We start from the raw sequence: 21,826 nt of genomic DNA, 5'->3' as shown, positions 1-21,826 counted from the left end.
TTACATAATTAACCAAATATTTTATTGCACTAGTGTACAGCTATTAGGCTATAATGAATGAACGTTCATTCATTGGGTAGTGAAACTATGTCTAGTAACACTGCAATAGATAAGCAAGAACAGATCCTCACTGCAGCCGAAAAGCTGATTGCAGAGTCCGGTTTTCAAGGCCTGTCGATGCATAAGCTGGCCAAAGAAGCGGGTGTGGCTGCAGGCACTATCTATCGTTATTTCTCAGATAAAGAGCATCTCCTAGATGAAGTACGTTTGAACGTCGCCGAGCGGATTGCATCTGCCGTCCAATCTGGTGTCAATGACGATATGCCCTTGAAAGTACGCTATCGCACTATGTGGTTAAACATATGGAATTTAGCCAGTTCAGATATGGAAACCCTGAGTAGTCGCGTTCAATATGAATCTCTTCCCTGTGCAAATAAGAAAAAGACTCGGGAACTTGAGCGACAAATGTTTGCCCAAGTGGATCGGTTGTTTAAGCAAGGAAAAGAGCAAGGGATCTTTAAACCTCTCGACAATGAGATTCTTTCAGGGCTGAGTTTTGAAGCCAGTGTCGCACTGGCGAGAAAACATGCTTTGGGATACTACCACCTGGATGAAGCAGCCTTAGAAGCCGCAATCGAAGCCAGTTGGGATGCAATCATTCAACACTAACTTGGAGTTCTGATCAGAATGAAAAAGTGGACTTTCTTTATGTTGCTTATCGCAATACTGCTGTTTGGCAGCGTGATAGGCTTCAATCTATTCAAACAACAAAAGATAGCCGAATATTTGGCTAATCGCCCAGAGCCTGAGTTTCCGGTTACTGTAACGGAAGTGAAGCCGGTTGATTGGGTACCTGTGATCGAAGCGATCGGCTTCATCGAGCCGAATCAAGGTGTCACTATCGCCAATGAAACAGCAGGTGTGATTGATAAAATCACGTTCGATTCAGGTACTACGGTTGAAGAAGGCCAGCCTCTTGTTCTGCTGGATTCTAAGGTGGAAAAAGCTGACCTGAAGAGCTCACAGGCAAAACTGCCTGCTGCTCAAGCGAAATACAAACGTTACCAAGGCCTATACAAAAAAGGCTCTGTATCGAAAGAAGCATATGATGAGGCAGAAGCAAACTACTTCTCGCTAAAAGCCGATATCGAAAGCCTTAAAGCAACGATTGACCGCCGTGACATCAAGGCACCTTTTTCAGGCGTGGTAGGTATTCGTAACGTTTACCTAGGCCAATACCTACAAGCCGGTACTGATATTGTTCGTCTTGAAGATACCAGCGTCATGCGCCTACGCTTCACTGTGCCTCAGACAGACATCTCACGCATCCAGCTTGGTCAACAAGTTGATATCTTCGTCGATGCTTACCCTGAAACACCATTCGAAGGCTCAATCACAGCAATAGAACCTGCGGTGAATATTCAAAGTGGTTTGATTCAGGTTCAAGCGGATATTCCAAACAGCGATGGCAAGTTACGTAGCGGTATGTTCGCTCGTGCCAATATCATTCTGCCAACCTTGGAAAATCAGGTGACTCTGCCACAAACGGCTATCACCTTCACTCTTTACGGTGACAATGTGTACATCATTTCCGAGAAAGATGGTGAGAAACGCGTTAAACAGCAAGTGGTTAAAGTGGGTGAACGCGTGAAAGACATTGCTCATATCCTAGATGGCGTGAAGCCTGGTGATGTGGTTGTGACATCTGGTCAGGTTCGTTTGAGCAATGACGCGAAAGTTCGTGTAGTAGAAAGCGATGCAACTACTCCACCAGCTGAAACACCAATGCTGTAATTGGAGGCCTCATGCGCTTTACTGATGTTTTTATTAAACGTCCAGTTTTAGCGGTATCGATCAGCTTTTTGATAGCCCTGCTTGGTTTACAAGCAGTATTCAAAATGCAGGTCCGTGAATACCCTGAAATGACAAACACTGTAGTTACGGTGACAACCAGTTACTACGGTGCCAGTGCCGATCTGATCCAAGGCTTTATTACTCAGCCTCTGGAACAGGCCGTAGCTCAAGCCGATAATATCGACTATATGACATCATCGTCGGTACTCGGTACATCGACCATTACCGTTAACATGAAGTTGAACACTGACCCGAATGCAGCCCTATCTGACATTCTGGCTAAGACCAACTCGGTTCGATCTCAGCTTCCCAAAGAAGCCGAAGACCCAACCGTGACCATGTCTACGGGCTCGACTACCGCAGTACTCTATATCGGCTTTACCAGTGATGAACTTTCATCGAGCCAGATCACTGACTATCTAGAGCGTGTAATCAACCCACAGCTGTTCACTGTAAATGGTGTCTCTAAGGTTGACCTCTACGGTGGCATGAAATACGCCCTGCGTATTTGGCTAGACCCGGCCAAAATGGCCGCGCTGGGCAAAACCGCTACCGATGTCATGAACGTGCTAAGTGCCAACAACTATCAGTCAGCAGCTGGTCAGGCTGTAGGCGAGTTCGTTCTGTATAACGGTAGTGCAGATACTCAGGTATCAAACGTAGAAGAGCTGAAGAACCTTGTCGTAAGCTCTGATGAAGGTGATGTTACTCGTCTGAGTGATATCGCTAAGGTAACGCTTGAGAAGAGCCATGATGTTTACCGTGCAAGTGCCAACGGCAAAGAGGCGGTAGTAGTTGCGATCAACGCAGCACCAAGTGCCAACCCAATCAACATTGCGGCTGATGTGCTTGACCTGTTACCTCAACTAGAGCGTAACCTGCCGAGTAACATCAATATGAACGTGATGTATGACTCGACCATTGCTATCAATGAATCGATCAACGAGGTTATTAAGACCATCGCGGAAGCAGCACTGATTGTATTGATCGTCATTACCCTATTCCTCGGTTCTTTCCGTGCGGTAATGATCCCTATCGTCACTATCCCTCTTTCACTGATTGGTGTGGCGATGGTAATGCAAGCGATGGGCTTCTCATGGAACCTGATGACACTACTCGCCATGGTATTGGCCATCGGTCTGGTGGTGGATGATGCGATCGTTGTTCTAGAGAACGTCGACCGACACATCAAGCTCGGTGAGTCGCCTTTCCGTGCTGCGATTATTGGTACACGTGAAATTGCTGTTCCGGTTATCGCTATGACCCTAACACTGGGTGCGGTGTATGCGCCAATAGCCTTAATGGGGGGCATCACAGGCTCACTGTTTAAAGAGTTCGCTTTGACCCTCGCAGGCTCAGTATTCGTTTCCGGTATCGTCGCTCTGACTCTGTCACCTATGATGTGTTCGAAAATGCTCAAGGCCAATGAAACCCCAAGCAAATTCGAACAAAAAGTCCATAATGTGCTGGATGGCATGACCAACCGTTATGAACGCATGCTGGGTGCGGTCATGAAACATCGCCCTGTAGTACTTGGTTTCGCTGTGATTGTTTTTGCCAGCCTACCGATGCTGTTCAAATTCATTCCAAGCGAACTGGCGCCATCGGAAGATAAAGGGGTGGTGATGCTGATGGGCACGGCTCCATCAAACGCTAACCTCGACTTCATGCAAAACACCATGAACGACGTAAACCGAATTCTGTCTGATCAACCAGAAGTGGCTTACGCACAGGTGTTTACTGGTGTGCCTAACTCAAACCAAGCGTTTGGTATCGCCTCTATGGTGCCTTGGAGTGAGCGTGAAGCAAGCCAGTCTGAAGTAGCTGATCGCGTGACAGGCCTTGTGAAAAACGTTCCAGGCATGGCGGTAACTGCATTCCAGATGCCAGAACTACCAGGTGCCGGTTCCGGTCTGCCAGTACAGTTCGTTATCACCACACCTAATGCGTTTGAGAGCTTATTCGCTATTGCCTCAGATGTGCTTGGCGAGGTGTCGTCTAACCCAATGTTTGTCTACTCTGAGCTGGACCTCAACTACGACTCAGCAACGATGAAGATCAACATTGATAAAGACAAAGCGGGCGCATACGGCGTAACAATGCAAGATATTGGTACTACGTTGAGTACCATGATGTCCGATGGCTATGTAAACCGTATCGACCTTAACGGCCGCTCCTACGAAGTCATTCCACAGGTAGAGCGTAAGTGGCGTCTTAACCCTGAGTCGATGAATAACTACTACGTGCGTGCCGCAGATAACCGCGCGGTTCCACTTGGTAGCCTGATTACTATCGATGTTGTCGCGGAGCCACGTTCGCTACCACACTTCAACCAGCTAAACTCAGCGACCATCGGTGCTGTACCTGCACCAGGGACAGCAATGGGTGACGCGGTAAACTGGTTGGAAGAGTTGGCAAGCAACAAGCTGCCAAATGGTTACAACCACGACTACATGGGTGAAGCTCGCCAATATGTTACGGAAGGTAGTGCACTGTACGCAACGTTTGGCTTAGCACTGGCTATCATCTTCTTGGTTCTGGCGATTCAGTTTGAATCTCTTAAAGACCCAATTGTTATCATGGTTTCCGTTCCATTGGCGGTATGTGGTGCCTTGATTGCTCTGGCTTGGGGAGCTGCCTCGATGAACATCTACTCTCAGGTTGGCCTGATCACCTTGGTAGGCCTGATCACCAAGCACGGCATCTTGATCTGTGAGGTGGCCAAAGAAGAGCAGCTACACAATAAATTGAGCAAGACAGAAGCGGTCATGGAAGCGGCGAAGGTTCGTCTACGCCCTATCCTAATGACAACTGCAGCGATGATTGCAGGTCTGATCCCACTGATGTACGCAACAGGTGCTGGTGCCGCTCAGCGCTTCAGTATCGGTATTGTTATCGTGGCTGGTCTAGCGATCGGTACTCTGTTTACCCTGTTCGTACTGCCAGTTATCTATAGCTACTTAGCTGAGAAGCACAAGCCACTTCCAGTCTTTGTTGAAGATAAAGACTTAGAGAAATTGGCTCGTGTTGATGAAGCAAAAGCCGCACAACGTGAGTTAGCCGACAACAGCTAAGCTCCGCGTTAACTAAAGGCCACTTCGGTGGCCTTTTTTATTGGTTTAGATTGACCGCTGACCACATCGAATTTTTGTTATCCAAATAGCGACTTTCCCGTACCAATTACATAGAATATACACAAAGATACAGGAGTTCTCGTCACATGTTTGACCCAAAGAAACTAGAGCAAATTGCTAAACAGATTCATGATTCCATGCCCGCGCCAGTAAAAGAACTTGGTGCAGATGTTGATCAGAAAGTTCGTCAAGTTATCCAAGGTCAGCTGAATAAGCTGGATGTCGTTAGTCGCGAAGAGTTTGATGTTCAGACTCAGGTACTCCTTCGCACTCGCCAGAAGCTGACTGAAATGGAAAAGAAGCTAGCCGATCTAGAAGAGAAACTAGCAGATAAGTAAAAGCTGATAGCGATGAAATATGGAGGGTTGGCGTACTGCGTCAGCCCTTTTTATTTTCTCAAACTTATTCTATCCCTCAGTGCATACCTAGCTTATGGAAAATAAAAAAGGCTTGGTCAACGGCGACCAAGCCTTTTCATTAAGTGTTGTGTTTATATTTTGTATTTATCACTCCAGTCTGTCTGGAGTTCTTTACTCATCTTAGCGAAGAAGATTAACCGCCTACCGCGATATTCTTCATATCCGTCATGTATCCACGTAACTCTTCACCAATGTACTCAACAGGGTGGTTACGGATTGCATCGTTGACTGCGATTAGCGTTGCATTGTCTACTTGGTTAGAAGTCTCACCTAAACCTTTACCAATCACGTCAGTGCCAATAGAAGGCATGAACTTCTCGCGCAGTAGTGGTGTAGCGACATTAGCAAATAGGTAGTTACCGTATTCAGCCGTATCAGAGATAACAACGTTCATTTCGTACAGACGCTTACGCGCGACTGTATTTGCGATGAGTGGTAGCTCGTGTAGTGACTCATAGTACGCTGACTCATCAATGATACCTGACGCTGTCATTGCTTCGAATGCTAGCTCAACACCCGCACGCACCATTGCAACTAGAAGGATACCGTTGTCGAAGTACTCTTGCTCTGAGATCTCCACATCACCTGCAGGGTAGTTTTCAAACGCTGTTTCGCCTGTCTCTGCGCGCCAGCCTAGTAGGTTCGCATCATCATTTGCCCAGTCAGCCATCATAGTGCTAGAGAAATGGCCTGTGATTACGTCATCCATGTGCTTGTTGTAAAGCGGACGCATCAACTCTTTCAGCTCTTCAGAAAGCTCGAACGCTTTGATTTTCGCCGGGTTTGATAGGCGATCCATCATGTGTGTGATACCACCAAACTTCAATGCTTCCGTGATGGTTTCCCAACCGTACTGAATCAGTTTACCCGCATAACTTGGATCAATACCTTCAGCAACCATCTTCTCGTAAGAAACGATTGAACCTGCTTGTAACATGCCACATAGAATAGTTTGCTCGCCCACTAGGTCAGATTTCACTTCAGCAACGAATGAAGACTCTAGACAACCTGCGCGGTGACCACCAGTACCAGCAGCCCAAGCTTTGGCGATATCCCAACCCTCACCTTTTGGATCGTTCTCTGGGTGGACTGCGATTAGCGTAGGAACGCCGAAGCCACGCTTGTACTCTTCACGTACTTCAGTACCCGGGCACTTAGGTGCAACCATCACGACGGTTAGGTCTTTACGGATCTGCATGCCTTCTTCAACAATGTTAAAGCCGTGTGAGTAACCTAGTGCTGCGCCTTCTTTCATCAGCGGCATTACCGTCTCAACCACATTCGTGTGCTGCTTGTCTGGCGTTAGGTTGATCACGAGATCAGCTTGAGGAATAAGCGTCTCGTAGCTACCTACTTCAAAACCATTTTCTTTCGCGTTTTTGAAAGACTGGCGTTGCTCATCAATCGCTGCCTGACGCAGTGCATAAGCTACATCCAGGCCTGAGTCACGCATGTTCAAACCTTGGTTCAAACCTTGTGCACCACAACCAACGATAACCACTTTCTTACCTTTCAGGTAATCCGCTTCTGTAGCGAATTCACTGCGGTCCATAAAGCGACAACGGCCAAGCTGATCTAGCTGCTCACGTAGGTTTAATGTATTGAAATAGTTAGCCATGTTAGGGCTCTCCTTTGAGAATTTATCCGTTTAGGTCGGCGTTTCATTACCGAATGCCTCGATACTAAATCAGACATCGAGTTGCTTAAAGTGATATATTCACAATTAGTTATTGCAAAAAATGCAACAAGGAAACACTTATTTCATGAACATTAAAAGTCTGCAACTGTTCATTCATCTGTGTGATAGTAAAAGCTTCGCCAAAACGGCTTCTGCTATGCACATCAGCCCTTCTGCGCTCAGTCGTCAGGTACAAAAGTTGGAAGCAGAAACTGGGCAAGAATTGTTCGTACGGGACAACCGCAGCGTTGAATTGACCCCAGCGGCAAAAAAACTTTTGCCTGTGGCTTTAAAGATTCTCGGAGAATGGCAAAACTTCAATGCGCAGATTCAAGGGCACGAAGAAGAATTAAAAGGTGAGATTCGCCTATTTTGCTCGGTGACAGCCAGCTACAGCCACCTGCCTGAGCTGTTGTCAGAGTTTCGCCTTCAGCATCCGTTTATTGAGTTTAAACTGTCTACAGGCGATCCGGCTCAAGCGATAAACAAAGTCCTTAATGATGAAGTGGACGTGGCAATCTCCGCCCAACCGGAAGTGCTGCCTGCCAAACTCAAATTTGAAACCATTAGTGAAATTCCTCTTTCGGTGATCGCCCCTGTCGGCGTGAGCAACTTTGCTGAAGCGCTGCAAAAGGACAAACCTGACTGGGCGTCCGTTCCTTTCATCGTGCCGGAATCAGGTACCGCACGAGACCGCGCCAATACTTGGTTTAAAGCGATGAGAATCAAACCCAACATCTATGCGCAAGTCTCCGGTCATGAGGCGATAGTCAGTATGGTCGCACTAGGTTGTGGCGTGGGTATTGCGCCGGACGTGGTGATCAACAACAGCCCAGTTAAAGAGAAGATTCAAAGGCTCAAGGTCGCATCAATCAAGCCTTTCAAGTTAGGGGTCTGCTGCAAACGCTCGCAGCTAGATAATCCGCTGGTCAAAGCACTATGGGAGGTTGCTCAAGACGCCTATATCGCACCCTAACAGCTACCCGAAGAAACAATAAAGCCACCGTTCTCGGTGGCTTTATTGTTCGTGGTTATCGAGGCAACTGCGACGATTAAATCACTCGCGAGAATTGCTGCTGACGCGCCTTCGCTCGGAGGTATTTATCAAAACACATACAGATATTACGAATCAGTAGACGACCACGTAATGTCACGCGAATTTCCTTATCGTCTACTTCAACAAGTCCATCATCTATAAAGGTTTGCAGCAATTCCAAGTCTTCGTTGAAGTATTGACTAAACTGAATATCAAACTCTACTTCTACTGCCGCTTTATCGAGTTTAAAATTGCAGATAAGTTGTTTAATCACTTCACGTCGAAGTAAGTCATCACTATCAAGAGCAACACCTTTCCATAGAGCATGGCGATGTTCATTAACCTGAGAGTAATACTTTTTCAACTCTTTCTGGTTTTGCGCATAGGCATCGCCGATCATTGAAATAGCGGAAACCCCAAAACCAACCAAGTCACATTCACCTTGAGTGGTATAACCTTGGAAATTGCGATGCAAAACTCCTTCGCGCTGAGCGACCGCCAGTTCATCATCAGGCTTTGCGAAGTGGTCCATACCGATAAACTGGTAACCAGCATTGGTCAACGTCGCAATAGTATCCTGAAGAATGGCCATTTTTTCTTCCGCTTGTGGCAGGTCTTCATCTTTAATCTTACGCTGAGCAGCGAACAGCTGCGGCATATGAGCATAGTTAAAAATAGACAAACGCCCTGGCTGCATCTCCAAAACCCGATTCAATGTTTCAGCGAAGCGCGCTTTAGTCTGTTTCGGTAAGCCATAAATCAAATCAAGGTTAGTCGAACGGAAACCAAGCAGTTTCGCTCGCTCAACCATAGCGAAAATGAACTCTTCATCTTGCTCGCGGTTGACCAGCTTTTGCACTTCTTTATTAAAGTCTTGAACACCAATACTTAAACGGTTAAAACCTTCTTCACGCAGATGATCAAGCATATCCAGTTCGATCTCACGAGGGTCGACTTCAATACTGATTTCTGCGCTGGCTTCAAAGCTAAATTCCGCTCGTAGAATATTCATCAAACGGCTGATTTGGGTCTTGGTCAGAAATGTGGGTGTACCACCACCAAAATGCAACTGAGTCACTTTACGTCCATGCAGTAAGGAGGCTCGTGTCAGGATTTCCTGCTCCAGTACATCGAGATACTCATCAGCTTTATGTGCATGACGCGTAATGACCTTATTACAACCGCAGTAGTAGCAAAGCTTGTGACAAAACGGAATATGGATGTAGAGCGACAGCGGACGCTCCGGGTATTCAGTACACGCCATGTCGTAGTCGGCAATAGTGAACGCTTCGTGAAACTCCAACGCGGTTGGGTAAGACGTATAACGCGGACCAGAATAGTTGTATTTATTAAGGATGGCTTGATCCCATACTATTTGTTGGCTTGCGACGACTTGCTGAGACATGGTGTACTTCCGTTAGTGCTGTAATGCGTATCCGGTGTGATTAACCGTTATATTTTGGGGGCTATTTTGCCACACGCAGAGGCGGGTCGCCGGGTGGCATAGCGCTTTTTGAGTAACAATAGTCAGAATTGATAACTCGATCACTCACCCATAAGTGTAAGTGATCGAGTGACTAAAGTATCAATCTAGATCATCTGAATGTTGATCTGGTTGTTTAAAGGCTGAACTTTTTTCTGCAGCAGCTTGAGCTCGTCGATGATCGCATCTTGCAAACGAGATTCCGCTTTATGGCGCTCTAAGTTTTGCTTCATGCGATCTTTCTTCGCCATTTGTTGGCGATCTTCACCACGTGGCATGTCTTTGACAAGATGATAAAGCTCCGATGTCGCTGGGAACTCTGTATCAAAATCCACCCGATCTTCACCCTGAACATAGTCCATGATGTTGTATAAGCGAATACTGATTTCCGACAAATCACACTGGCCTTGAATACCGGCTAAACAAAGCACATGAACACTTTCAAAAATGTTGGCGTTGCGCTTATCAATAGCCAGCTTCGTATGCTGTTCCTGCAATTCCTTTTGCTTCTTTAGCTGGAGCAGAAGGTAACCCGCATAGAACGCTAAGCCGAGAATAATGACTCCACCAGCAATGGCTAACAAGGTTACATTCACAATTTTCCTACCCTTTAAACTGGTTCAAATCCAGATCTTCGAACTGCGACAGCAGTTCATCTTCTGATGAAGCTTTCTTACTCACCTTTTTCGACACAGGTGCGCTCGGCTCCTCAACGATTTCTGGCTCTTCTTCCTCTTCATAGAGGCCGAGTTGCTTCATCAGCACTTCAATACGCGCCAATTTCTCATCGACGTATTTCTGTAGGCCTGCGCCTAAGCTTTCACCATTATCAAGGCGATCAAGCAAGACATTCAGCTGGGCATCATTTTCCAGCATCTCTAGCTCTTGTTCTGCATTGACTCGACGTTCTGCTTTGGTTGGCTTCTTCACCGCTTCAACCACAAGAGGAATTTTCTTCTTGCTGCCTAAACGTGGGTCGCGCTTTTGTCCAGCTGTCTGCTGTTTATTCTGCTTCGCTTCAGAGTTACGACCGCCCGTTTTTAGGCCTTTGCGTTTTTTCTCTTTCTTACGTAGACGTCCTTCGACGTCAGCTTCCGTGCGATTACGGACAACAATTACGTCACCATTACCGCCCGATCTTACTTTCTTACTACGGCTCATTACTGGGTTTTCCTCAGTAAAATTACATCATTACCAATAAATTCAAGCTTGAGCTGATCCCGCTCTGCCAAGTACTTAAACGTATTGCGGCTAAAAAAGACCACATGCGTAGGGTCATTTTTATAGTGCCATTTGGCAAACGCTTCGACATCAATGACCATCTTGGTCATCAGACCAATCCAGCCACCTGGCTTAACTAAATTCAACCATTGCTGCCATACCTGATCCGGATGATACAAGTGCTCAATCACCTCAGTGGCAGTCATAAAGTCATATGTACGCTCTAGCACCTCGGTATTGGGGTGATAATAGAGGTCATACAATGACATGTTGTGCCCCTGCTCTTCCATCATCAAAGAGAGAGTCGGTCCAGGACCACAACCAAAATCTAACCCTGTTGAGCTAGGCTCAATACGTTCCAATATGGGGTTGGCTACCCGAGATAAAAAGGTACGATAGCCAGCATCATTTGGATCGTTCTCATGCAGATCATAGTGGGCTTTTTCAGCCTTTGCATCCAGCCTTTGCTCTGGATTGACAAATACCAGTTCGCATTGCTGACATTGGAGATAGGCTCGACGCTTATCTTCAAAGTAATGATGCGATTCTGGGTAATGACAAAGTGGGCAGTGGTGCATGCTGACATCCTCAAACAGGGATGCGAAACATACCAGAAAGTAGCTGTAGAGTGGAGTGCCATTGGGCAAATAATCACCAATTTAATGAAATTTTCCCTCTCTGACCAATAATCTTATCGATGGAATATAGGAACCGAGTTGGCGAGAGACGGAAGTTGGTGGATTTGAGATATAAAAAAAGCGATAGATCACTCTATCGCTTTCTAAAAATGCCTTTCGGCGAAACTGTGTTGCACATATTATCGTGCATCAAATTTCCATTTGTTTTTGGCGCTTTCCCTGCAAAAGGTGTCGTTTTTCACCATCCTAGTGAATTTTGGCTTTCCGTTTACTTCCCGTAACTGGGCTAATCCTTAGCCTGATCCTTTTCGCTGTCTAAACCATTAGACGAGGTGACCATCCCTATCCAGTAAGCTTCCTGCTTACCTAACTCCTTTATAGACCTCCAAGCATCCTTCGCTTGCGTCCTTGGAGACCATCATGGCCTAAATTCCTTTATCAGCGCCCTGCCGATGAACACACTTTAACGATTGATGGATTTTGAACAATCCACTTGAAGAAAAAAATCGGCTTTTTTTTGTCCACCGCTCCTCTTCTATTATTTTTCAGATAGTTACAGAAGACAACGAGAAAAGAGCAATACGATAAATGGGCGATCTCTTACAAACCTTTGGGGAAGATCGAACCACACTGAAGAAAAGTCGTTGTGATATGCATCATACGAAAAAGCCCAGACTCTCGTCTGGGCTTTTTCAATACAACATTGCTCGGGCAGTATTTAATAGGGCTTAGTGTAGGCCACCAACATATTTAGACAAAGTCTCTATATCTTCGTCTGTCAGTTTCTTCGCGATATCTTGCATCATGCCATTCATATCATTAGCACGAGAGCCATCGCGGAATTTCATTAGCTGAGCTTTGATATAATCAGCGTGCTGACCTGAAATTTTAGGGAAACCTGAAAGCTCAGTACCGTTACCGCGAGGACCATGACAGGCAATACATGCTGTCAGACCACGTGTCGCATCACCCGCCGTATATAGAGTTTTGCCTTGTTCCACCACGTTTTCAGGCGTCGTGTTGTGAGAAATTGGTAGAGATGCGTAGTAAGCTGCAAGATCTTTCATATCTTGCTCAGACAGTGGCATTGCCATACCGCCCATCACCGGATCAACACGACCCTGCTTACCACCACTTGTCATACCTAGTTTCAGATCTTTCAGCTGCTTCTCAATATACTTAGCATGCTGACCTGCTAACTTAGGGTACATGGCCAATTGACTGTTGCCATCAGCACCATGACAAGCAACACAGGTTTGGGATTTTGCTTTACCAGCTTCAATACTGCCTTGGGCCCATACAGAGCAGCTGGCTAAAAGACTCAAGATTAGCGCTAATTTCTTCATGACATTCCATTATAATTATCAAGCTTCCAGTACCACTCCGAGTTGCCACTCATGGTACAATAGGCGACCTTATGCCGAGCACGGTTATTTTACACAATTTCACAAAAAAGTAATCAATCGACTACACAAAGTCGAGATGGAGTTAACAGTGAGCGTAAAAATTCATTATCAAAACACCCATTTCATCACCAGTGCACCTGATATTCGTCACATGCCTGAAGATGAAGGTATCGAAGTTGCGTTCGCAGGACGCTCCAACGCGGGCAAATCAAGTTCTCTTAACCGACTGACTAACCAGAAAAGTTTAGCCAAAACCAGTAAGACACCAGGTCGAACTCAGCTGATCAATTTATTTAAAGTGACCGATGGCTGCCACATCGTCGATCTCCCAGGCTATGGCTTCGCCCAAGTACCGCTGGAAATGAAAAAGAAGTGGCAAAAATCACTCGGTGAATATCTACAAAAGCGTCAAAGCCTGAAAGGTTTAGTCGTATTGATGGACATTCGCCACCCAATGAAGGATCTCGATCAACAGCTGATATTCTGGGCGGTCGACAGCGGCATCCCCGTACAGGTTCTATTGACCAAAGCAGATAAGCTGAAAAGTGGTGCGCGCAAAGCTCAAGTACTTAAGATCAAGAAGGATTCTGCTGGATTCGGTGGTGATGTGAGTGTTGCTGCGTTTTCTTCGTTGAAGGGCATCGGTGTTGATGTCCTGCGCAACAAACTTGATGAGTGGTTTGCCCCTGCCGTTGCAGCAGAGCGGTTGACTGATGAGATTATTGAAGACCAGCAAGGCGACGAGCAAGAATAAGCGCACTACCGGATGATACCAGCCTCACTATTCAGTGGGGCTTTTTTGTCTCTGCTTTTGTACCTCGGCACTGCAGCGAAAGAAATATCCATCAGCAGAAATAAAAATCCCCACCATCCTGGTGGGGCAACGGGAGAGAAATAGGAGGTAGTTATTATTATGCCGATAGGATTGTTCAAAGCAGAGAACAATGCAACGGCTGGTTTCTTCTCAGTCTCCATCACTTTCCTTTCCTACAACTAACACCTAAATCATTAAAAAATATAAATAATTACTCTATAAAATGAGACGAACACTCTGAGCTCTTGATTTGATTTTCTATTTGAAAAAATAAAAGTGTGATTGAAGTTTTCTTACAAAATTGGTCTGAGTTACCAAATACAAGATTAAGGCGAGTTAAGAGTACGATATTGAGAATTGAGCAGCCAAATCATAACAAATAAGAAAGGACATCAGTAAGGGTATGATATTTATTGTAATTTTCTGTGGCGCAATAAAAAACGCCCCAGTCAAATGCTGACTGGGGCGGCTGAATCAGCCTAATCCAATAACGTGAAACAAAAGGTCTGAAAGATAGAACATCTTACCTCTGTACCCTACGCCGTTTAATGTACAACAATTGGTCAGAAATGAAAACTCTTTTCGTAATTTTTTTTCATTAAAATTTTATTAAACTACAAGAAGCACTAATAAGCACTGGCTTTTTTAGAATCAAAAAAAAGCCAGCGATTGGGCGCTGGCTCATGTTATTTAGCGAATTTTGGCTATTTTTTGCCTAGTGCGCCTGATCCCAGTTATCACCATGGCCAGCTTCCGCAATCAAAGGCACATCAAGCTGAGCGGCTGATTCCATCAATTCTTGTACTTTACTTTCAATTTCGGCTAAAGCTGACTCCTGAACTTCGAAGACCAGTTCATCGTGCACCTGCATCAGCAATTTCACTCGACCCTGACCTTCTTGCTCAATCCACCGATCAACCAACAACATGGCCTTCTTGATGATGTCCGCTGCCGTCCCCTGCATTGGAGCGTTGATCGCCGCACGTTCTGCCGCTTTACGACGCATACCGTTGCGTGATTTTATTTCCGGCAAGTGCAAACGGCGGCCAAAGATGGTTTCGACATACCCTTGCTCTGCCGCGGCACTGCGTGTGTCTTCCATGTACTGCATCACACCTGGGTAGCGCTCAAAATAGGTATCCATATATTGCTGTGCTTCGCCACGCGGAATACCCAACTGTTTTGCCAAACCAAAAGCACTCATACCATAGATAAGACCAAAGTTGACCGCTTTCGCACGACGACGTTGTTCAGCTGACACCTGCTCTATGTCCACACCAATGATTTCAGCTGCTGTGGCTGCGTGAATGTCTTTTCCTTGCTGGAAAGCATCCAGCAGCGCTTTATCTCCTGAAAGGTGCGCCATAATACGCAATTCAATCTGGGAATAGTCGACGGCCATTATCTTGTAACCATGCGGCGCGACAAATGCCTGACGAATACGACGCCCTTCGTCATTACGGATTGGGATATTCTGTAAGTTAGGGTCAGTCGAAGAAAGACGCCCCGTCGCAGTCACCGCCTGATGATAAGACGTATGAACACGCCCCGTTTCAGCGTTAATCATCTTCGGTAATTTATCGGTGTAGGTCGATTTGAGTTTCGCTAAACCACGATATTCAAGAATCAATTTTGGTAATGGATAGTCTAGCGCTAACTCTTGCAGTACTTCTTCGTTGGTGGAAGGCGTGCCCGAAGGCGTCTTTTTCACCACTGGCAACCCCATCTTCTCAAACAAGATAGCTTGCAGCTGCTTGGGTGAGTTCATGTTGAATTCTTGCTCAGCAATTTCAAACGCTTTCTGCTCTAACTCATCGAGACGAAGCGCTATCTCCTGAGATTGAGCCGCCAGCTTCATATCATCAATCAGCACCCCTGTGCGTTCAATACGTGATAGTACTGGCACCAGCGGGACTTCGATCTCTTCGTAAATAGTCTTAAGCTTTTCATCCTGCTCAATATTGGCCGATAAGCGATGATGCAGACGCAGCGTCACATCAGCATCTTCCGCTGCATAGGGGGACGCCTCTTCCAGTTCAATCTGGTTAAAGGTGAGCTGTTTCTTACCTTTACCCGCAATCTGTTCAAAAGAAATGCAGCTATGTTGTAGGAAGCGCAGTGCCAAACTGTCCATATCATGTTTGCCGCCAACGCTGTTATACACGTAAGACGCGAGCATAGTGTCATGCTTTATGCCCTTCATCTCAATATCATATCGAGCCAAGACAGACGCATCATACTTTAGATTCTGACCCACTTTCGCCTGAGCATCATCTTCAAGAATCGGCTTCAATTGCTCTAGTACCCAGTCGCGATCAAGCTGATCTGGCGCATCAAGGTAATCATGCGCCACAGGTACGTATGCCGCTACGCCTTCTTCTGTCGCAAACGAAACACCAACTAGGTTAGCGACCATGTAATCGAGACTGTCCGTTTCCGTATCAAATGCAAAAACATCACAAGCCTTGAGTTTGTCTAACCAAGCATTAAACGTGTCTTTGTCTAAAACCGTTTGATATTGGCTACGATCAATCGTAATGGCCGAAACACTGAGCTCAGGGGCCTTATCATGCTGTGACGCTCCCGACTTTTCATCAGCTTCAACCACACCATTCCCACCTTCAAGTAACTCGTTAAGCCAAGACTTAAACACTAGCTCTCCATAAAGCCTAACGAGTTCATCTTTATTCGGCACACTCTTCACTAGAGTGTCATAGTTCTCTTCCAATTCGACATCGAGCTTGATTGTTGCCAACTCATAAGACATGAAAGCATTGTCTTTGTTATCAATCAGCTTTTTCGCCATGGTTTTGGAACCACGGAAACCAAGGGATGCAATATCATCGAGATTCTCATAAAGTTTTTCTAGGCTACCGATTCCCTGAAGTAATGCGGTCGCTGTTTTATCACCTACACCAGGAACGCCAGGGATGTTGTCGACCTTATCGCCCATCAATGCGAGGTAATCAATGATCAACTCAGGTGGAATACCAAATTTTTCAATCACACCTTCTCGATCCATGACCACGTTGGTCATGGTGTTAATCAGAGTCACATTATCATCGACTAGCTGGGCCATATCTTTATCACCAGTACTGATTAAGACCGGCATACCCGCTTGCGATGCTTGATGAGCCAATGTCCCAATCACATCATCCGCTTCCACACCAGGAACGCAGATCAAAGGCAGTCCCATAGCACGAATGACATTGTGCAGTGGTTCAATCTGACAGCGAAGATCATCAGGCATAGGTGGACGATTAGCCTTGTATTCGGGATACATCTCATCGCGGAACGTTTTTCCTTTGGCATCAAAGACCACAGCAATGTGATCGGAAGCAAATTGACGCATCATGCTGCGCAACATATTCACAACGCCGTACACTGCATTGGTTGGAATTTCCCCATTACTCATAGTGCCCGGATAAGCATGAAATGCGCGGTAAAGATAAGAAGAGCCGTCAATCAAAATCAACGGGTTGTCTGGAATATGAGCCATAGTCTTTAAGCATCCAAGAAGTTAAGATCTGCTTAGGATGCCATGACTCTTTCAGTGGATCCATTTTAACTCTGTGTACACTACTCACACATTTGGTTAATAATCCCCTGATCGACACCTCCACCTGTGGATAACTCTGTTTATACTATTTATCCACTATCACAACATTTCGTCACAAAACTGCAATCAAACATCACAAGCGATTGAAATATAATACAAATGTTTTAGATCGATCACCATAAGATCGATCCAATAACGATCCTTGACTGTGGAAAAGACTATTGGTGTCCTTTTATCCAGCGATGAATTTTAAGCATAAAAAAAGCGACATCTTAACGATGTCGCCTAGCAAAAAGGGGTCAAAGCTTATTCAATTGAATAGTTAGCTTTGCCATAAAGCTATAAATTACACTGGAAGCAATGTGAGCAATGTCGTGTCAAAAAGAACTAGTGCAAGTTCAATTAAGTTCAGTGTCATCACCGTCTCCAAGTTGAATCTGGTAACTCGACGTCCTTGTGAACTTCTCTTATTCCCTAAGACGAGATAAATAATAATTATTCTCATTTATCTCGTCAACCCCTAAATGAGAAAAAATCTCATTTAATTTTTATGACAGTGCTACAACTGCTTCACGAAATGAATTCTTGATTCGATCAAAGGCTCTTTTACTTCAAACTTTTCAATTAGATAACCATTTCTCAGTAAGAGTCTTAACATAGAAGGAAATTGATTACGAGATTTCACCTTAAGTTGAGAATAAGCGTGTTTTTTGACCCAGATCTCCTGATAATCGAGTAGCTTCTGTGCCACCCCTTTATTTCTAGCCAGAGGTGATACCCCACCAAACCAGCTATAAAATGTGTTTTCGTCAATCTCATATCCAATTTTAAACCCAAGTAGCTGGCCATTTTCTTCAGCTACCTGAATGAGGTATCGCTTGCCGTCTAATCGTTCGGACAAGCTTTCTACGCTTTCTTTATGTATGAACTCTTCGATAGTCGCGACAATCTCGACACATTCTTCTAGTGTTCCAAGTCGATATTCAACGCTCATCGGTTCTCCTTAAAACAACAAAGGCTGGCACAAGCCAGCCTTTGAATATGTGTAAGCTGAGTTATTCCGCGTCTTTTAGAAACTGAGCAGGCTGAGCATTTTCTTCTGCCAACCACTCAGCGACATCTTTAGCAAAGTAAGTCAGGATACCGTCGGCACCTGCGCGCTTAAAGCAAAGCAGTGATTCCATCACAGTCTCACGCTCTTTAAGCCAACCGTTTTGGAATGCCGCTTTATGCATCGCATACTCGCCAGACACTTGATAAGCGAACGTCGGGACTTGCAGTTCCGATTTAACACGACGCACCACATCAAGATATGGCATACCCGGCTTGACCATCACCATGTCCGCACCTTCGTTGACATCCATCGCGACCTCGTGCACCGCTTCATCAGTGTTAGCCGGATCCATTTGGTAGTTTTTCTTGTTACCACCCTTAAGGTTACCCGCTGAGCCGACTGCATCACGGAAAGGTCCATAGTAATAAGATGCGTATTTCGCAGAGTAAGCCATGATCTGAGTATTGATGTGGCCTGCTTCTTCCAGCGCTTCACGAATCGCGCCAATGCGACCATCCATCATGTCTGATGGCGCAACCACATCAGCGCCCGCTTCCGCATGAGACAAAGCCTGTTTGACCAGAACTTCTGTCGTTGCATCGTTCAGAACATAACCTTCTTCATCGATGATGCCGTCTTGACCGTGCGTCGTGAACGGGTCAAGAGCCACATCAGTGATCACACCAATTTCTGGCACATGCTCTTTTAAAGAACGTACCGCGCGTTGAACTAGCCCTTCAGGGTTGTAGGCTTCAGCTGCGCACAAGCTTTTGGCATCTTGATTCACCACAGGGAACAACGCAATCGCTGGAACCCCAAGCCTTGCTAAGTACTGTGCTTCTTCCAACATCAGGTCGATAGACAGACGCTCAATTCCAGGCATAGACTCAACGGTTTCACGGCGGTCTTTACCCATCAAGATAAACATTGGGTAGATCAGATCGCTTGTGGTTAATTGATTCTCAGCCATAAGGCGACGACTAAAGTCATGCTTGCGTATACGACGCATACGACGGCCAGGGAACTGACCTTGAATGGAAACTGACACTCTGTTCTCCTTGTGTGGTGAAAGTGCTTGATTTGCATGATATCACTCTTGCGTAATGACGCTAGCCGCAAGCAGTAAAAATGCAAGAAATGACCAAATGCTCACACTGCCGTATACTCAAGCCAAGCAAGCTTTACAGAGACAAACCATGATCGATACACACGCCCATATTTATGCCAGCGAATTTGATAGTGACCGCGACCAAGTCGTCGAGAGAGCCTTGGCTCAGGGGATAGACAAAATCCTGTTGCCAAACATCGATCTGGAATCGATTGAGCCGATGCTAAAGACTGAGGCAGCCTATCCGCAAGTTTGTCGCTCAATGATGGGCCTTCATCCATGTTATGTCGATGGCAATGTTGAACAGACACTGCAGGTGATTCGCTATTGGTTTGAGAAACACAACTTTATTGCTGTAGGCGAAATTGGTATTGACCTCTACTGGGATAAAACCTACAAAGCCGAGCAGGAAATGGCCTTTGTCACCCAGCTCAACTGGGCCAAAGAGATGAAGCTACCTGTCGTCATCCACACCCGTGACTCTATTGAAGAAACACTTCAGCTGCTTGAACAGGAACAAGATGGCTCGTTGTCTGGCGTATTTCACTGTTTTGGTGGCAGTGTAGAAGAAGCCAAAGCAATCAATGGATTAGGCTTTCACCTCGGTTTGGGTGGTGTATCGACGTTTAAAAATGGTGGCATGGACAAAGTCATTCCGTCGCTGGATATGGACTATGTCATTCTTGAAACCGACTGCCCTTACCTAGCTCCAGTGCCACACCGTGGCAAACGCAATGAACCTGCATACACATCCTTGGTTGCCCAGCGAGTCGCTGATTTACGTGGCATCAGTGTCGACCAAGTCGATGCCATCACCACGTCCAACGCGACTAAGCTATTCCAGTTGTAGTACAAAAAAGGCTTGCCACTTGGCAAGCCTTTTTCTGATTTGAACGCCTATTCTCCAGCTTCTTCCTGCTCTTGTTCATCATTCTTACGCACATAGAAGCGCGCAAAGAACAGGCCGACCTCAAACAACAAGCACATCGGGATCGCGAGCAAGGTTTGCGAAATCATATCTGGTGGCGTTAGCATCATGCCGACAATAAATGCAGCAACGATAATGTATGGGCGCTTTTCGCTTAAGCTTTTCGGATCCGTCGCCCCCGTCCAGCACAACAATATAATCGCTACCGGCACTTCAAACGCAATACCAAACGCTAAGAACAACGCCAGCACAAAATCGAGGTAACTGGAAATATCCGTAGCGAACTCTACACCGCCCAGTGATATCGCCGTGAAAAAGCCAAACACCAGTGGGAATACCACGAAGTACGCGAAAGCGACGCCACAATAGAACAGCAGCGAGCTGGAGAACATCAGTGGCATAATCAGCCGTCGTTCATGTTTGTATAGCCCAGGCGCAACAAATGCCCAGACCTGATAAAGGATAAAGGGGACCGCAATAAAGATTGACGCTATTAAAGTCAGTTTAAGTGGGGTAAAGAAAGGCGATGCAACATCCGTTGCAATCATCGTTGCACCTTCCGGCAGGCGTTCAACGAGTGGCGCGGAGACAAACTCATAGATGTCATTCGCAAAATAGATCAAGCCAACAAAAACCACCAGCACCGCAACAATCGCCCGAAGCAGGCGGTTACGCAATTCCAGCAAATGGCTGATCAAAGGTTGTGTCTGCTCAACAGAAGACATGAAAACCTCTACTCTAAAAGATCGAAAAGGAGCTGCACAGCAGCAGCTCCCCTAATGCGAGACTATTCGGCTTTTTTATCTGCCTGAGGCGCTGCCTGAGTATCAAGAGTCTCTACAGCAGCCACTGAGTCATTGGCGTCAGGAATGGATTGTACTTTATCCGCTTCCGTTTCAGCACCTTGAGGTGCTGAGTCGCTTTTACTCGCATATGGGCGTTGCACATCTTGAGCGGCCTGCTTAAGTTCTTCAACAGAAGACTTCAGCTCTGGTGATAGGTCTTCCATCCCCATTTTCTCAGCCTTGCGCAAATTTTCCTGCAGTTCCTGAACTTTCAGTTCATGTGAAAGCTCATCTTTCACACTGTTTGCCATCTTTTTCGCCGCGCCGACAAATCGGGACACACTACGAATAGCATGAGGCAAACGTTCAGGGCCAAGAACCACTAACCCGACGACAGATATTAATACCAGTTCCCAGAAACCGATATCAAACACGTGTTATGCCTGCTCTTTGTCTTTCTTAGTTTCAGCAGAAGTGTCTGTTTTCTGCTGTTCAATATTTTTTGGCTCGAAGTCCGCATCTTTTTTTGCTGGCTCTTCATCGCTCATGGCTTTTTTGAAGCCTTTCACTGCGCCGCCCAGATCACCACCGATACCACGTAGTTTCTTAGTACCAAACAGAAGAATAACGATGACAGCAATAATCAAAAGTTGCCAAATACTAATACCACCCATTTTCTATACCTCGGGTCTTATTAAACAAATTATTT

General features: G+C 45.8%; 19 protein-coding genes. 7 read left to right on the top strand and 12 right to left on the bottom strand.

The genetic code is table 11. From position 1 onward, the window contains the following. Nucleotides 1-87: 87 nt before the first annotated feature. From L1D15_RS19975 to L1D15_RS19960, 4 genes are all read left to right on the top strand, one after another. The gene (locus L1D15_RS19975) at nt 88-669 is read left to right on the top strand and encodes a TetR/AcrR family transcriptional regulator (protein WP_239876809.1); all 582 of its coding nucleotides are present in this window, start codon (nt 88-90) and stop codon (nt 667-669) included. 18 nt (nt 670-687) lie between these two features. Then, on the top strand, nt 688-1,794 hold the full coding sequence (locus L1D15_RS19970) for an efflux RND transporter periplasmic adaptor subunit (protein WP_239876808.1): 1,107 nt from the start codon (nt 688-690) through the stop codon (nt 1,792-1,794). A gap of 11 nt (nt 1,795-1,805) precedes the next feature. Continuing rightward, on the top strand, nt 1,806-4,928 hold the full coding sequence (locus L1D15_RS19965) for a multidrug efflux RND transporter permease subunit (protein ID WP_239869876.1): 3,123 nt from the start codon (nt 1,806-1,808) through the stop codon (nt 4,926-4,928). 146 nt (nt 4,929-5,074) lie between these two features. Continuing rightward, on the top strand, nt 5,075-5,326 hold the full coding sequence (locus L1D15_RS19960; protein ID WP_004745538.1) for an accessory factor UbiK family protein: 252 nt from the start codon (nt 5,075-5,077) through the stop codon (nt 5,324-5,326). 214 nt (nt 5,327-5,540) lie between these two features. On the opposite strand, the gene ilvC is transcribed toward L1D15_RS19960, so the two are convergent. After that, nucleotides 5,541-7,025 (bottom strand): ketol-acid reductoisomerase, encoded by a 1,485-nt coding sequence (ilvC, locus tag L1D15_RS19955; RefSeq protein WP_239876807.1) that lies wholly within the window; start codon nt 7,023-7,025, stop codon nt 5,541-5,543. Between the two features lie 145 nt (nt 7,026-7,170). Between ilvC and ilvY the strand changes: the two genes are divergently transcribed. Continuing rightward, nucleotides 7,171-8,061 carry an HTH-type transcriptional activator IlvY gene (ilvY, locus tag L1D15_RS19950; protein ID WP_239876806.1) on the top strand — a complete coding sequence of 297 codons (891 nt, stop codon included), beginning with the start codon at nt 7,171-7,173 and terminating at the stop codon, nt 8,059-8,061. 76 nt (nt 8,062-8,137) lie between these two features. Here the strand turns inward: ilvY and hemN are convergent, their stop codons facing one another. From hemN to L1D15_RS19925, 5 genes are all read right to left on the bottom strand, one after another. Further along, the gene (gene hemN / locus L1D15_RS19945; RefSeq protein WP_239876805.1) at nt 8,138-9,526 is read right to left on the bottom strand and encodes an oxygen-independent coproporphyrinogen III oxidase; all 1,389 of its coding nucleotides are present in this window, start codon (nt 9,524-9,526) and stop codon (nt 8,138-8,140) included. A 185-nt stretch (nt 9,527-9,711) separates the two neighbouring features. Continuing rightward, nucleotides 9,712-10,200, bottom strand: a complete 489-nt coding sequence (locus L1D15_RS19940) for a DUF2489 domain-containing protein (protein WP_239876804.1) — start codon at nt 10,198-10,200, stop codon at nt 9,712-9,714. A 7-nt stretch (nt 10,201-10,207) separates the two neighbouring features. Next, complete coding sequence (gene yihI, locus L1D15_RS19935; RefSeq protein WP_239869914.1) at nt 10,208-10,765, bottom strand: Der GTPase-activating protein YihI; 558 nt, start codon at nt 10,763-10,765, stop codon at nt 10,208-10,210. Continuing rightward, nucleotides 10,765-11,403 carry a class I SAM-dependent methyltransferase gene (locus L1D15_RS19930; RefSeq protein WP_239869933.1) on the bottom strand — a complete coding sequence of 213 codons (639 nt, stop codon included), beginning with the start codon at nt 11,401-11,403 and terminating at the stop codon, nt 10,765-10,767. Before L1D15_RS19930 ends, yihI begins: the two co-directional genes overlap by 1 nt. Nucleotides 11,404-12,191: 788 nt before the next feature. Further along, a complete protein-coding gene (locus L1D15_RS19925; RefSeq protein ID WP_239869951.1) occupies nt 12,192-12,809 on the bottom strand; it encodes a c-type cytochrome in 618 nt (205 codons plus the stop codon). 148 nt (nt 12,810-12,957) lie between these two features. Here L1D15_RS19925 and yihA point away from each other — a divergent pair, with 148 nt between their 5' ends. After that, complete coding sequence (yihA, locus tag L1D15_RS19920; RefSeq protein WP_239876803.1) at nt 12,958-13,623, top strand: ribosome biogenesis GTP-binding protein YihA/YsxC; 666 nt, start codon at nt 12,958-12,960, stop codon at nt 13,621-13,623. A gap of 775 nt (nt 13,624-14,398) precedes the next feature. Here the strand turns inward: yihA and polA are convergent. The 3 genes from polA to hemB form a co-directional block, all read right to left on the bottom strand. Continuing rightward, nucleotides 14,399-17,182, bottom strand: a complete 2,784-nt coding sequence (gene polA / locus L1D15_RS19915) for a DNA polymerase I (protein WP_239876802.1) — start codon at nt 17,180-17,182, stop codon at nt 14,399-14,401. Nucleotides 17,183-17,801: 619 nt separating this feature from the next. Then, nucleotides 17,802-18,236 carry a GNAT family N-acetyltransferase gene (locus tag L1D15_RS19910; protein WP_239869986.1) on the bottom strand — a complete coding sequence of 145 codons (435 nt, stop codon included), beginning with the start codon at nt 18,234-18,236 and terminating at the stop codon, nt 17,802-17,804. A gap of 61 nt (nt 18,237-18,297) precedes the next feature. Next, nucleotides 18,298-19,344 carry a porphobilinogen synthase gene (hemB, locus tag L1D15_RS19905; protein WP_239838740.1) on the bottom strand — a complete coding sequence of 349 codons (1,047 nt, stop codon included), beginning with the start codon at nt 19,342-19,344 and terminating at the stop codon, nt 18,298-18,300. A gap of 148 nt (nt 19,345-19,492) precedes the next feature. On the opposite strand from hemB, the gene L1D15_RS19900 reads away from it, so the two are divergent. Then, nucleotides 19,493-20,254 (top strand): TatD family hydrolase, encoded by a 762-nt coding sequence (locus L1D15_RS19900; protein WP_239876848.1) that lies wholly within the window; start codon nt 19,493-19,495, stop codon nt 20,252-20,254. A 47-nt stretch (nt 20,255-20,301) separates the two neighbouring features. Here L1D15_RS19900 and tatC read toward each other — a convergent pair whose 3' ends face one another. The 3 genes from tatC to tatA form a co-directional block, all read right to left on the bottom strand. Then, entirely contained in the window at nt 20,302-21,057 is a 756-nt protein-coding gene (gene tatC / locus L1D15_RS19895; protein WP_239870007.1) for a twin-arginine translocase subunit TatC, read from the bottom strand. Between the two features lie 62 nt (nt 21,058-21,119). Beyond that, nucleotides 21,120-21,551, bottom strand: a complete 432-nt coding sequence (tatB, locus tag L1D15_RS19890) for a Sec-independent protein translocase protein TatB (RefSeq protein ID WP_239876801.1) — start codon at nt 21,549-21,551, stop codon at nt 21,120-21,122. Between the two features lie 3 nt (nt 21,552-21,554). Then, nucleotides 21,555-21,791, bottom strand: a complete 237-nt coding sequence (gene tatA, locus L1D15_RS19885; RefSeq protein WP_239870047.1) for a Sec-independent protein translocase subunit TatA — start codon at nt 21,789-21,791, stop codon at nt 21,555-21,557. Nucleotides 21,792-21,826 lie beyond the last annotated feature (35 nt).

The organism is Vibrio sp. Isolate25 (assembly GCF_022398025.1).
GTDB lineage: Bacteria > Pseudomonadota > Gammaproteobacteria > Enterobacterales > Vibrionaceae > Vibrio > Vibrio coralliilyticus_A.
Note: the sequence above shows the minus strand (reverse complement) of the source record. Positions and strands in the feature narration are given on the sequence as shown.

Coding starts and splice junctions, on each gene's coding strand:
- L1D15_RS19965 (WP_239869876.1), top strand. CDS start 1,806: ATGCGCTTTACTGATGTTTTTATTAAACGTCCAGTTTTAGCGGTATCG.
- L1D15_RS19975 (WP_239876809.1), top strand. CDS start 88: ATGTCTAGTAACACTGCAATAGATAAGCAAGAACAGATCCTCACTGCA.
- L1D15_RS19970 (WP_239876808.1), top strand. CDS start 688: ATGAAAAAGTGGACTTTCTTTATGTTGCTTATCGCAATACTGCTGTTT.
- ilvC (WP_239876807.1), bottom strand. CDS start 7,025: ATGGCTAACTATTTCAATACATTAAACCTACGTGAGCAGCTAGATCAG.
- tatA (WP_239870047.1), bottom strand. CDS start 21,791: ATGGGTGGTATTAGTATTTGGCAACTTTTGATTATTGCTGTCATCGTT.
- ilvY (WP_239876806.1), top strand. CDS start 7,171: ATGAACATTAAAAGTCTGCAACTGTTCATTCATCTGTGTGATAGTAAA.
- L1D15_RS19910 (WP_239869986.1), bottom strand. CDS start 18,236: ATGAGCGTTGAATATCGACTTGGAACACTAGAAGAATGTGTCGAGATT.
- L1D15_RS19925 (WP_239869951.1), bottom strand. CDS start 12,809: ATGAAGAAATTAGCGCTAATCTTGAGTCTTTTAGCCAGCTGCTCTGTA.
- yihI (WP_239869914.1), bottom strand. CDS start 10,765: ATGAGCCGTAGTAAGAAAGTAAGATCGGGCGGTAATGGTGACGTAATT.
- hemN (WP_239876805.1), bottom strand. CDS start 9,526: ATGTCTCAGCAAGTCGTCGCAAGCCAACAAATAGTATGGGATCAAGCC.
- L1D15_RS19930 (WP_239869933.1), bottom strand. CDS start 11,403: ATGCACCACTGCCCACTTTGTCATTACCCAGAATCGCATCATTACTTT.
- L1D15_RS19900 (WP_239876848.1), top strand. CDS start 19,493: ATGATCGATACACACGCCCATATTTATGCCAGCGAATTTGATAGTGAC.
- L1D15_RS19960 (WP_004745538.1), top strand. CDS start 5,075: ATGTTTGACCCAAAGAAACTAGAGCAAATTGCTAAACAGATTCATGAT.
- tatC (WP_239870007.1), bottom strand. CDS start 21,057: ATGTCTTCTGTTGAGCAGACACAACCTTTGATCAGCCATTTGCTGGAA.
- polA (WP_239876802.1), bottom strand. CDS start 17,182: ATGGCTCATATTCCAGACAACCCGTTGATTTTGATTGACGGCTCTTCT.